Origin of the sequence: Cetobacterium sp., assembly GCF_048470075.1 — a bacterium.
In the GTDB taxonomy this organism is placed as follows: Bacteria; Fusobacteriota; Fusobacteriia; order Fusobacteriales; family Fusobacteriaceae; genus Cetobacterium_A.
Genome location: NZ_DBGBQB010000153.1, coordinates 1 through 12,327 on the forward strand (window position 1 = coordinate 1; position 12,327 = coordinate 12,327).

Sequence of the window (12,327 nt, forward strand, 5' to 3'; positions counted from 1 at the left end):
GATATAGACATATGTTTTTCGATAGTATTTTTAAAATATATATTTTGTCCAAAAAAAAGAAAAGCTAAAAGTAGTAAAACACTAGATAAAATGGCTAGTATTTTCTTTTTCATAAAATCCTCCTAAAATATTAAAGGCAAGAAATAAATTTCCTGCCTTTAAAGTATATTTCTAATTATAGAGCTAAACCACCACTAACTTCGATAGTTTGTCCAGTGATGTATGAAGATTCATCACTTGCTAAGAATAAAACAGTATTAGCGATATCTTCAGGCATACCTAATTTACCTAATGCTGTTCTTTCAAGCATCCCTTTTATAACGTCCTCAGGTAGAACGTCAGTCATTGGAGTAGAGATAAATCCAGGAGCAACACAGTTAGCTCTAACTTGAGCTCCTTTTCTAGCTAACTCTTTAGCCCAAGTCTTAGTCATAGCAATAACTCCACCTTTAGTAGCAGCATAGTTAGCTTGACCTATATTTCCGTATAAACCAACTACAGATGATATAGTAACAATTGACCCCTTCTTATTTTTTGTCATTAAAGGAGCAACAGCTTGAGTCATGTTAAATACTCCCTTTAAGTTAACATTGATTACAGCATCCCAAGCATCTTCGCTCATTCTTACAAAAGGAGCATCCTTAGTGATACCTGCATTGTTAACAAGAATATCAATTCTACCAAACTCATCTTTTATCTTTTTAACCAACTCTTTAATTGCTTCTCTATCAGTAACATTTAAAATTTCATGTCTAATATTAGCTTGTTCGAAAGTAGCCTCTCCCATATCACAAGATATAACTAACTCAGCACCTTCAGAAGCTAATTTTTCAACTATAGTTCTTCCAATTCCTCTAGCTCCACCAGTTACTAAAGCAATTTTTCCTTCTATTCTATTCATAAAGATCCTCCTATAAAATACATGTGTCATTTAATAGTATAATCATTTTAAAAAAATGTCAATAACTTCCTAAAAAAATTAATGAGCTGTTCCCATTTTGAATAGAGTTTCATTCAATTTATCAGCTTGTTTTTCAGGGAGTAAAAGAACTAACACATCTCCAGCTAAGATTTTACTGCTTCCTTTAGGAATATATTCAGTTTCACCTCTTCTGATAGCAACAACAAGGGTATTTTTAGGCCACGATATATCTTTAACTAATTTTTCATCAAACTCAGATTCAGCTGAAACAGGTATACAGATAAGAGTTTTTTCATGATGCTCATGACGTTCCTCTTCAAAGTCATCTTCAAATCTTTTCTTTGGCATTCTCTCGTATAGAATCTCATATATAGGTTCTAATTTTAGAATATCTGTGATGTAGTAGGCCACTATGGAAACTGTAGCAATAGCCAGAAGATGGTCAAAGCTACCAGTCATTTCCAAAATTAATATAACCCCAGTTATAGGAGCTCTAACAACGGCAACAAAAAATCCTGCCATACCTAAAATCATGTAGTGAATAATAAAGTCACTATGAAGATTAAACGCTGTAATAAGAGTTAAAGCATATATTTTTCCTAAAATAGCACCAAGAACAAGCATTGGTAAAAATATACCACCTTGAAAACCTGTTGCATATGATATTGTTGTAAATAATAGTTTAACAATAAATATTAAAAGTAAAAATAGAATGGTCTGTTTAAGGTGAGGTAACTCCTCAACTAAATGATGACCTCCACCAGTTATATCTGGCATAACAAAACATATGATAAAAGATAGTGTCATAACAGATGATATTTTAAAAGCTCTAGGTAATTTAATATCTTTAAAAATATCTTGAGTTTTAACTAAAGAAACTGTAAAAAGTTTTCCAAAAAATGCGATGACAATACCAAAAACTATAAAAAATAAAAATTGGAAATATGGGTTAACATCAGTTGGATATTTGATATTCAAATTAAAAGATGGATCCATCCCAAAAATTCTTCTAGCCACAAAATTTGAACAAATGCTTGCTAAGAATGTACAGATGATAAGTTTTGAAGAGAAGAAACGATGTAGCTCCTCCATACTAAATATAACTCCAGCCAGTGGTGCTCCAAAAGCTCCTGCTAAACCAGCACTAGAACCAGCAGTTACAAGATATTTTTCATCAGTATAGTTTCTTTTGAAAATTTTAGTAAATCCAAATCCTATATATGAACCCAACTGTACAGAAGGACCCTCTCTACCAAGAGATAGACCAGCTCCAATTCCAAGTAGTCCACCGAAGAATTTGACTAATAACTCTTTTACCCAGAAGATATAGTCTAATTTTCTCAAAATTAAAGCTTTTACTTGTGGAATTCCACTTCCACCAGTTGTAGGAAATTTTCTAGATAGATAATCTACAAAAAGACCTATAACAATAAAAATTCCCCAAATTAAAAGAAGCTTTGAAGGGTCTGTAAGAAGCTCTTTACCAATGTAGTGTTCTCTGAGATTACCCGCTATTTCTAAACCGTATCTATAGATTGATACAATAACCCCAGTAATAACACCCACAAGAAGAGATAAACCATATAAGCCTCTATTGCCTTTTTGGAGAAGTTCAACGTGATTTTTGATTTCTCTTTTTTTGCTCATAAAATCTCCTTGATTATATATTGTATTACTTGGGAATAGTAACACAAAACCTATAAAAAGTAAAGTAGAATCAAACAAAACTGAAAGACTTGCGTTAAATGAAAGGATGAGGTAAAATATAAAATAAATGAAAAAGTTATACTATGGGGTGATTAATTTGAAATTTAATAAAATGCAAGGAGCTGGTAATGATTTTTTACTGTTTAATGGAGTAGAAAATAAATATGAAAATTATTCAAAAATGGCCAAAAAACTTTGTGACAGACGTTATGGAGTTGGAGGAGATGGTATAATGATTGCGGAAGAAAGTCAAGTTGCCGATATAAAGATGGTATACTATAATTCTGATGGCTCAAAAGGTGAGATGTGTGGGAATGGAATTAGATGTTTTTCCAAATTTGTTTATGAAGAGGAAATTGTTAAAAAAAGGGAAATAATAATAGAGACAGGTGATGGAATAAAGGTAGCATATTTAGATGTAAATAGTGATGATAAAGTGGATTCTATAACAATCTCTATGGGAAAAGCTAGATTAAATCCCAAAGAGATTCCAGTTTTAATGGAAGGTGATAGAGTTATAAATGAAAAGATTGGTGTAGATGGAAAGGATATAATCTTTTCAGCAGTTTTAATTGGAGTTCCTCACGCTATTATTATAAGTGAAGATTTAGAAGGGGTAGATATTAACCATTTAGGGGAAAAAATTGAAAAAGATAGTTTGTTCCCTAATAATATTAATGTAAATTTTATTCAAGTTTTAGGAAGAGATAGAATAAAAATAAAAACTTGGGAAAGAGGTGCAGGAAGAACATTGGCCTGTGGAACAGGATCATGTTCCGGTGTATATATAGCTAATCTATTGGGATTAGTAGATGAAAATGTAGAGGTGGAAACTGAAGGTGGTATATTGAAAATAAAGTTACAAGGAGATGAAGTTTTTATGACAGGAGCAGCAGAGACCACATTTAAAGGAGAGGTAGTATGGGAATAGCAGAAAAATTAGTGTTCATTCTTTTTTTAATTTTAATAAGTGCATTTTTCTCTATGGCAGAGATATCTTTAGCAGGAGCTAGAAAAATAAAATTACAACTATTGGTGGATGAAGGAAATGAAAATGCAAAGAAAGTAATTGATTTACAAAGTAATCCTGGGAATTTTTTTACAACAGTACAGATAGGATTAAACATTGTTGCCATTTTAGCTGGTATAATAGGAGACGGAGTTCTATCTCCCATTATAACAAAATATATAGCAAACTCAACAGTGGCATTTTTAATCTCATTTACTTTTGTGACTGGATGTTTTGTTGAATTTGCAGATTTAATACCTAAAAGATTAGCTATGGTTTATCCAGAGAAAATAGCTTTGTCTTTAGTAAATCCAATGACTTTTACAATAAAAATCTTAACTCCAATTGTTTGGATTTTTAGTGGAGTAGCTAACTTGGTATTTAAAATTTTTAACACTCCAAATTCAAGGGATGAACTAATCACTCATGATGACATATTTGCTTTGGTAGATGCTGGAGCAGAAGCAGGAGTAGTACATACGAAAGAACATCACTTAATTGAAAATGTATTTGAACTTGAACAGAGATGGGTTTCATCAGCAATGACTACAAGAGATGAGATTGTGTACTTTACATTGGAGGAAACAGAGGAGAGCATAAAGCAAAAGATAGCGGAGTATCCGCACTCTAAGTTTTTAGTTTGTGAAAGTGATATAGACTCAATATATGGTTATGTTGGTTCAAAAGATATCCTACCTAGAATTTTAAAAGGAGAATCAAGTGGGCTTCAAAATATAAAGGAGATAACAAATAGAAATATTCTAATTATCCCTAATACTCTTACTCTATCGGAGATGCTAGATAGATTTAATGAAGCTAGAGAGGATTTTGCTGTAATTCTAAATGAATATGCCCATGTTGTAGGAGTTATAACTTTAAATGATGTTGTCTCTACTTTAATGGGAGATGTGGTTTACCCAATGCAAGAGGAATACATAATAAAAAGAGGGGATGGCTCTTGGTTAATAGATGGAGTTACTGCCACTGAAGATGTTAAGAAGGTCTTAGAAATTGAGGCTTTTCCAGAAGAGGATAGCTATGAAACAATAGCTGGATTTATGATGTATATGTTAAAAAGTATTCCTAAAAAAGGAGCACACATAGAGTTTGATGGATATAGTTTTGAAGTAGTTGATGTGGATAACTTTAAAATAGATCAGTTATTGGTAATAAAAGAGGAAAAAAAATCTGAAGATGATTCAGAGGATAAAGAGGAAAAATAAAAAGGTAGCTTATAAGCTACCTTTTTTTATCTTGTGATATTTTGTTCTTTAGCGATTCTTTTAACCTCTTCAGCAACAACAGTAGCCACTCTAGGATCAAAAGCATCTGGGATAACATATTCAGGAGTTAACTCATCCTCAGAGATTAATTTTGCTATTCCAACTGCTGCAGCAATTTTCATCTCTTCAGTTATTTTTTTAGCTTTAGCATCAAGAGCTCCTCTAAAAATTCCAGGGAAAGCTAAAACATTGTTAACTTGATTAGGGTAGTCCGATCTACCAGTACCTACAATTTTTGCTCCACCAGCAATAGCATCTTCAGGCATAATTTCAGGATTAGGGTTAGCCATTGCAAAAACAATTGAATCTTTATTCATAGTTTTAACCATGTCAATAGAAAGAATATTAGCAGCAGAAACACCGATAAATACATCTCTTCCAGCTACAGCTTCTCTAAGTTCACCCTTAATGTTTTCAGGATTTGTAATTTCAGCAATCTCTGATTTTAGGAAGTTATAGTTAGCTTTATCATCTCTATTAATAATTCCATCTATATCATTAACAACGATATCTTTTGCTCCCATTTTAATAAGAAGCTTAATAATAGAGCTACCAGCAGCTCCAGCACCACTAACAACAAACTTAGCTGTTTCAAAAGATTTATTAACTAACTTAAATGAATTGATAAGAGCTGCTACAACAACAATTGCTGTTCCATGTTGATCATCGTGGAAAACAGGTATATCAAGCTCATTCTTTAATCTTGTTTCAATCTCTACACATCTAGGAGCAGAGATATCCTCTAAATTTATTCCACCAAATCCTGGAGCAATTAATTTAACAGCTTTTATAATCTCCTCAGTGTCTTGTGTGTCTAAACAAATTGGGAAAGCATCAACACCAGCGAACTCTTTAAAAAGAATAGCTTTTCCTTCCATAACAGGAAGAGCAGCTTCTGGTCCGATGTTTCCTAAACCTAATACAGCAGATCCATCGGTAACAACGGCAACCATGTTTCCTTTAGATGTGTACTTATAAACATTTTCAACATCCTCTTTTATTGCTAAACAAGGAGCTGCAACTCCAGGGGAGTAAGCAAGACTTAACTCCTCTTTATTTGTAACGGCAACTTTTGACACCACTTCAATTTTACCTGAATGAGTCTCATGCAATTTTAAAGATTTTTCAAAAACTGTAGACATAATATATTACCCCTTTAATTAAATTTATTTTATTTAGAGCTATTTCTAGCTATTTCATATAGATCATTTCCTTGACAGTCGTTTATTACAATTGCAGGGAAATCAACAACTTCAAGTCTTCTAATTGCTTCAGCTCCTAAATCTTCATAAGCGATAATTTCACTACTTTTAACAGATTTAGCGATTAGAGCTGCAGCACCACCAACAGCAGCAAAATAGACAGCACCATTTTTTACGATAGAATCCTTAACTTTTTGATCTCTAGCTCCTTTTCCAATCATACCCTTTAATCCTTGATCTAAAATAGCGGGAGAGTATGAATCCATTCTATAACTAGTAGTAGGACCGCAACTTCCAATAGGTTGCCCCGGTTTAGCAGGAGTAGGTCCAGCATAATAAATAATTTGTCCTTTTATATCAAAAGGTAACTCTTTACCCTCTTCTAAAAGTTTAACCAATCTAGCATGAGCAGCATCTCTAGCTGTGTAAATAACACCAGTTATAGAAACAGCATCCCCAGATTTTAATTTTTTTATATCCTCATCTCTCAATGGAGTAGTTAGTTTGATCATAATGTTACCTCCTTGTGTCTAGCAGCGTGGCAATTTAAGTTAACAGCAACTGGTAAAGATGCAAAGTGACAGGCTTGAGTTTCAACTTTAACAGCAAGAGCAGTAGTTTTTCCACCAAGACCTTGAGGTCCAACATTTGTATTGTTTATTAAATCTAAAAGTTCAGCTTCTAATGCCGCAGCGATTGGATCAGGATTAACATCTTCAATCTCTCTTAAAAGAGCTTCTTTTGCCAATTCAGCACATCTTTCAAAGTTTCCACCAATACCAACTCCAACAACGATAGGAGGACAAGGATTTCCACCAGCATTTTTAACACTATCGATAACAAACTTTTTAATTCCCTCTACACCATCGGCAGGTTTAAACATTTTTAAAGTACTCATATTCTCAGAACCTCCACCTTTAGGAGCCACGATAATTTTAACTTTATCTGAACCAGGTATAAGTTTTGTATGGATAACTGCAGGTGTATTATCTTGAGTATTAACTCTATCAAGAGGATGTCTAATAACAGACTTTCTTAAGTATCCCTCTTTATATCCCTTAGCAACTCCAGCATTGATAGCTGAATAGATATCCCCATTAATTTTAACTTCAGTTCCAATCTCTAAGAAAACAACAACAAGACCAGTATCTTGACACATTGGAACGTTATCCTTAGCCGCAATCTCATCATTCTCGATAATTTGTCCTAAAATAACTTTCCCCAGTTGGCTAGTCTCATTCTTTTGACACTCTTTGATTTTGTTTAAAACGTCGCTACCGATAAAATAGTTAGCTTCAATACAAAGTCTAGCCACTTCGTTAGTAACTAAATCTAAATCTAGTACTCTCATTTTTTCCTCCTTAAAATTCCGTGTATGCTTTTTTATTAATAAAGAAAGGTACCATCTTTATTTTAAATAACAAAGAGGCACCTTCTTAAAAAACTACTTTTTGATTTTAACTCTCATTAAAAGGTCTCCTATTTTAACATCTCCAGAAGCAACTACTTCAAGTGCTTCAACTTGGTCCATGTTAGCAATTATAACAGGAGTTTTTGTTGATTTAGCGTGTTCTTTAATATAAGCTAAATCGTATTTAATAAGCTCATCTTTAACCTCTACAGTTGATCCTGGTTCAGCGATTCTAGTGAATCCCTCCCCATTTAATTTTACTGTGTCAATTCCAAAGTGAACAATTAATTCAAGTCCGTTAGGAACTTCAAAACTAACAGCGTGGTTAGTTGCGAAAATATCAATTTCCCCAGCAACAGGTGAGCAGATTGCTCCCTCAGTAGGGTCAATTCCACATCCGTCTCCAATCATTTTTTGAGAAAAAGCGTCATCTGGTATTTCGCTTAAAGGAATAACTCTTCCATTTAATGGTGAATAGATATTAAACCATTCATCCTCTTTTTTCTTTTTAAAGAAATCAAATAATCCCATAGTTAAATCTCCTTTCAAATAAAATGCGAAATATATGTAATATTATTTCACATTTAGTTCATTAAATCAATAATATTTTTAAAAAAAAGCATACAAAGAATAAAAGAAAAATTCATGTACTATAAATAAATTATATCATAAAAATTAATTAAATTCCTAGTAATTCTTTTATTTTTTTAATAAAATTATCCACATCCTCTTTTGTGCTATCAAAAGAGGTAACGAGTCTCACTTCACTAAGTGTTTCATTCCAAATGTAAAAATGAAAATGTTGTTGAAGTTTAGGAATAATATCTTTAGGAAATATCGCAAAAACAGCATTAGCTAAAACTTCTTTTGTGATAGGGATTCCAATTTTTTCTAAACTCTCTTTTAGATACTGTGCAGCATTATTAGCATTACTAGCACATTCAAACCAGATATTTTCCTTTATATAGGGAATGAACTGTGCAGACATAAATCTCATTTTTGAATATAACTGTAGATTTTGTTTTCTAATCCAAGAGAAATCTTTGGCAAGTTCTTTATTGAAGAATATTAAAGCCTCTCCAATCATCAATCCATTTTTAGTACCACCAAAGGATAAAACATCCACACCTAAATCTCCTGTCATCTCTTTAAAAGTACATCCTAAGGCAACAGCTGCATTGGAAATTCTAGCACCATCCATGTGAAGTAACATATTGTGTTCCTTAGCAAACTTTGAGATGTTTTTAATCTCTTCCAAAGAGTAGACAGTTCCATACTCTGTAGTTTGACTAATGGATATTATTTCAGCTTTAGGCTTATGAAAGTTATTTTGAAAAGTTAACCATTTTTTAGTTAAATCTAAATCTAATTTTCCATCTATGCTGGGAACAGTCAACAGTTGCATTCCAGTTATTTTAGATGGAGCTCCAGTTTCATCTTGGACTATATGGGCTGTTTCAGGTGAAATAACTGCAGATACACGCCCTTTCATACCCTCTAAGGCAAGGACATTAGCACCAGTTCCATTTAAAACAAAAAATACTTCCACATCCCCAAAGATATCTTTAAGACAGCTGATTGCTTCTTCAGTAATCTCATCAGCACCATATGCCGCTACGTGACCCTTATTAACTTCAGATATTTTTTCTAAAATTCTCTGATGAACGCCACTGTAGTTATCACTAGCAAAAGATTTTTTTATTACCATAATACCTCCCAATAAAAAATATTCTAATACATTATAGTTTTTTTCTTTGGAAAAAGCAAAAATAAATAAGACTTGACAAAATTAAAATAAATCTTTAATATTAAAATAAAGATATATTTCACTTGAACCATATATACTTCGAATACGGCGAAGAGTTTCTACGAGCTACCTTAAATAGCTTTCTATGGGTCATAGCTTAAGATTTTATTAAGTATTTTGACCTGTTTTTTGCAGGTTTTTTTTATTTTATTCGGTAATTATTATTAAATATTAAAATAAATTCAGGAGGAAAACATGGAGAAATTGTTTCAACTAAGGGAACATGGAACAACAGTAAAGCAGGAGATAATAGCGGGAGTTACAACATTTTTAACGATGGCCTACATCATATTTGTTAATCCTTCAATTTTATCGATGACAGGGATGGATAAAGGAGCGCTAATAACGGTTACATGTCTAGCATCGGCAATAGGAACTGCAATCACAGCATTTTGGGTAAATGCACCATTAGCTATGGCGCCTGGAATGGGACTAAATGCCTTTTTCACTTTTACATTAGTTTTAGGAAATGGAGCAACTTGGGAACAAGCTCTAGGAGTAGTTTTTATATCGGGAGTTATATTTTTAGCTTTAACTTTTTCAGGGTTGAGAGAGAAGATAATTGATGCTATACCAGCAGAGATAAGGCTGGCTGTTGGAGCAGGTATCGGTTTATTCATAGCTTTTATAGGGATGCAAGGGATGGGATTAATTGTAAGTAATCCAGCAACTGTTGTGGCTTTAGGAAAATTTAATCTGAATGTTGTTTTAGGATTAGTTGGTTTTGCAATTATGGGATTCCTAGAAATGAGAAAAGTAAGAGGTGGAATATTAATAGGGATAGTTGTCACTACAGTTTTAGGAATTATATTCGGTGCAGTTCAACTTCCAACACAGTTAATATCTATGCCACCAAGTCCAGCACCGATAGCTTTAAAGTTAGATGTATTGGGAGCAATTAAACCTATATTCTTAGGATCAATTTTCTCATTTATGTTTGTTGATCTATTTGATTCTTTAGGAACAATAATGGCTTGTGCTCATGAGGCTGAAATGATAGATGAAAAGGGTAAAATAAAGAATGTAAGTAAGATTTTAGAGGCTGATGCAATAGCAACAGTTATAGGTTCACTTTTAGGAACATCTACAACGACAACATTTGTTGAATCAGCTTCAGGAATTGCGGTTGGAGGAAGAACTGGATTGACTGCTTTAACAACTGCTGCACTATTTGCAATCTCACTATTTTTCTCGCCACTAATAGGAATTGTACCAGCTTTTGCAACAGCTCCAGCTCTTATATTAGTGGGAGTGTTTATGTTTAAAAATCTATTGGATATAGATTTTCATAACATAGAGGTAGCAATTCCATGTTTCTTAATTATAATAATGATGCCATTGACTTATAGTATCTCTATTGGAATATCTTTCGGATTTATCTCATACATACTGGTATGTGTATTTAATGGAAAGTTATCACATGTGAAACCAATAATGTGGGCAATAGGATTTTTCTCAGTAATAGAGTTAATGTTTAAATAAAAGAGGGGGGATACATCAAATTGATGTATCCCCTTTCTATTAGATTTCATAGACAATTTTTCCATTTTTTATAACCATTTTTGTATGATTAATACCAAAATGATAAAGAATATACTCTAGCGATTTGGAATTGAAAATGACTAAATCAGCTTTTTTTCCAATTTCAATAGAGCCTACTTCACTCTCCCTATTTATAGATTTAGCACCATTTATTGTAACTGCTTTTATAACTTCTATAGGGGACATATTCAAGTATAAAGCTGCAATTTGCATGATTAACTGTAAATTTTCACTGGGACATGATCCGGGATTATAATCTGTGGATAGAGCTATTTGGACTCCTTGCTCTATCATTTTTCTGACAGGAGCATACTCTTTTTTTAAATAAAAAGATGTTCCTGGAAGAATATTTGCAATAACTTTACTATTTTTAAGTGCCAAGATTCCCTTTTCACTGATGGCCATCAGATGTTCTGAAGACGTGGTCTCCAGCTCTCCAGCCAACTCCGCTCCTCCAATACTTTCAATTTCATCAGCATGTATTTTTAACTTAAATCCCAATTTTTTTGCTTCTTTTAATATCTCTTTACTTTGTTCTATAGAAAAAATTCCATGCTCACAGAAGATATCACAAAATTCAGCTAAGTTTCTTTCTTTTATTATAGGAAGCATTTTTATAATTTTTTTAATAAACTCCTCTTCGTGTCCTCTATATTCTTGTGGAATAGCGTGAGCTCCCATAAAAGTTGAAACAATATCAATAGGTTGCTCTTTATCCAGTATTTTATTGACTTCCAATTGTTTAATCTCTGTTTCTAAGTCTAATCCATAGCCACTTTTACTCTCAATTGTAGTTACGCCAAATGTTAGCATTTTTTTTAAACTATCTTTAGCTTTTTCAACTAACTCCTCTTTTGTGGCTTTTTTTGTGGCTTTTACGGTACTTAAAATTCCGCCACCAGCATTTAAAATATCCATATAAGTTGCACCTTTAGCTTTTAAGAACATCTCATTTTCTCTAGAACCTCCATGGACTAGATGAGTATGGGAATCAATTAATCCAGGTGTAACCAAAGCTTTATCCGCATCGATTAAAACTGTTTTACTGTCTACAAGAGTTTTATCATAAGGTCCTTTCCCTAAAAAAAGAATAGTACCATTTTTAATAGCTACATATGCATCTGTTAATATCTCAATATTTTCCATAGAATTTTTATTAGATATATCTATCTCTTTAGAAGTAACAAGAGTTCCTATGTTATAAATTAATAAATCACTTGCCATTTTAGCTCCTTTTATTTCACCAATTTTTCTATTAAAGTTTCATTTACAATATATGGTAAAGTTATATGGTCTGTTCCCTCATTGTTTTTATTAAACTCTATAACTGTTTCAATGGAGTGAGGATTTCTTGCCCAAGCTCTTCTTGCTACTCCTCCCATTACATCCCATGGCATTGCCTGCATTAAAATGTTATCAACTCTTTTACTTCCATCTAAAACCA

At 32.7% G+C, this 12,327-nt stretch carries 11 protein-coding genes, 1 pseudogene and 1 riboswitch; of the genes and pseudogenes, 3 read left to right on the top strand and 9 right to left on the bottom strand.

Annotated elements, in window-relative coordinates:
• Window positions 1-175 precede the first annotated feature (175 nt).
• Together fabG and ACMOUI_RS05370 are read right to left on the bottom strand one after the other, a co-directional pair.
• Window positions 176-901: a 3-oxoacyl-[acyl-carrier-protein] reductase gene (fabG, locus tag ACMOUI_RS05365; protein ID WP_418964707.1), complete on the bottom strand. Its 726-nt coding sequence runs from the start codon at window positions 899-901 to the stop codon at window positions 176-178.
• Window positions 902-979: 78 nt separating this feature from the next.
• A complete protein-coding gene (locus ACMOUI_RS05370; RefSeq protein WP_418964708.1) occupies window positions 980-2,569 on the bottom strand; it encodes a chloride channel protein in 1,590 nt (529 codons plus the stop codon).
• 157 nt (window positions 2,570-2,726) lie between these two features.
• On the opposite strand from ACMOUI_RS05370, the gene dapF reads away from it, so the two are divergent.
• Window positions 2,727-3,560 carry a diaminopimelate epimerase gene (gene dapF / locus ACMOUI_RS05375; RefSeq protein WP_418964709.1) on the top strand — a complete coding sequence of 278 codons (834 nt, stop codon included), beginning with the start codon at window positions 2,727-2,729 and terminating at the stop codon, window positions 3,558-3,560.
• On the top strand, window positions 3,551-4,861 hold the full coding sequence (locus ACMOUI_RS05380) for a hemolysin family protein (protein WP_418964710.1): 1,311 nt from the start codon (window positions 3,551-3,553) through the stop codon (window positions 4,859-4,861). Before dapF ends, ACMOUI_RS05380 begins: the two co-directional genes overlap by 10 nt.
• Before the next feature lie 26 nt (window positions 4,862-4,887).
• Here the strand turns inward: ACMOUI_RS05380 and ACMOUI_RS05385 are convergent, their stop codons facing one another.
• From ACMOUI_RS05385 to ACMOUI_RS05405, 5 genes are all read right to left on the bottom strand, one after another.
• Window positions 4,888-6,063, bottom strand: a complete 1,176-nt coding sequence (locus ACMOUI_RS05385; RefSeq protein WP_418964711.1) for an NAD(P)-dependent malic enzyme — start codon at window positions 6,061-6,063, stop codon at window positions 4,888-4,890.
• A gap of 29 nt (window positions 6,064-6,092) precedes the next feature.
• Window positions 6,093-6,635 carry a Fe-S-containing hydro-lyase gene (locus ACMOUI_RS05390; RefSeq protein WP_418964712.1) on the bottom strand — a complete coding sequence of 181 codons (543 nt, stop codon included), beginning with the start codon at window positions 6,633-6,635 and terminating at the stop codon, window positions 6,093-6,095.
• Window positions 6,632-7,474 carry a fumarate hydratase gene (locus ACMOUI_RS05395; RefSeq protein WP_418964713.1) on the bottom strand — a complete coding sequence of 281 codons (843 nt, stop codon included), beginning with the start codon at window positions 7,472-7,474 and terminating at the stop codon, window positions 6,632-6,634. Before ACMOUI_RS05395 ends, ACMOUI_RS05390 begins: the two co-directional genes overlap by 4 nt.
• A 93-nt stretch (window positions 7,475-7,567) precedes the next feature.
• Window positions 7,568-8,065, bottom strand: a complete 498-nt coding sequence (locus ACMOUI_RS05400) for a PTS sugar transporter subunit IIA (protein ID WP_418964714.1) — start codon at window positions 8,063-8,065, stop codon at window positions 7,568-7,570.
• 148 nt (window positions 8,066-8,213) lie between these two features.
• Window positions 8,214-9,242: a threonine aldolase family protein gene (locus tag ACMOUI_RS05405; RefSeq protein WP_418964715.1), complete on the bottom strand. Its 1,029-nt coding sequence runs from the start codon at window positions 9,240-9,242 to the stop codon at window positions 8,214-8,216.
• A 107-nt stretch (window positions 9,243-9,349) separates the two neighbouring features.
• Window positions 9,350-9,447, top strand: a riboswitch (purine riboswitch).
• Window positions 9,448-9,536: 89 nt separating this feature from the next.
• On the opposite strand from ACMOUI_RS05405, the gene ACMOUI_RS05410 reads away from it, so the two are divergent.
• Entirely contained in the window at window positions 9,537-10,823 is a 1,287-nt protein-coding gene (locus tag ACMOUI_RS05410; RefSeq protein WP_418964716.1) for an NCS2 family permease, read from the top strand.
• Between the two features lie 39 nt (window positions 10,824-10,862).
• Here the strand turns inward: ACMOUI_RS05410 and hutI are convergent, their stop codons facing one another.
• The gene (gene hutI / locus ACMOUI_RS05415) at window positions 10,863-12,107 is read right to left on the bottom strand and encodes an imidazolonepropionase (protein WP_418964717.1); all 1,245 of its coding nucleotides are present in this window, start codon (window positions 12,105-12,107) and stop codon (window positions 10,863-10,865) included.
• Window positions 12,108-12,118: 11 nt separating this feature from the next.
• A pseudogene (locus tag ACMOUI_RS05420) lies at window positions 12,119-12,327 on the bottom strand (urocanate hydratase); the annotation flags it as partial.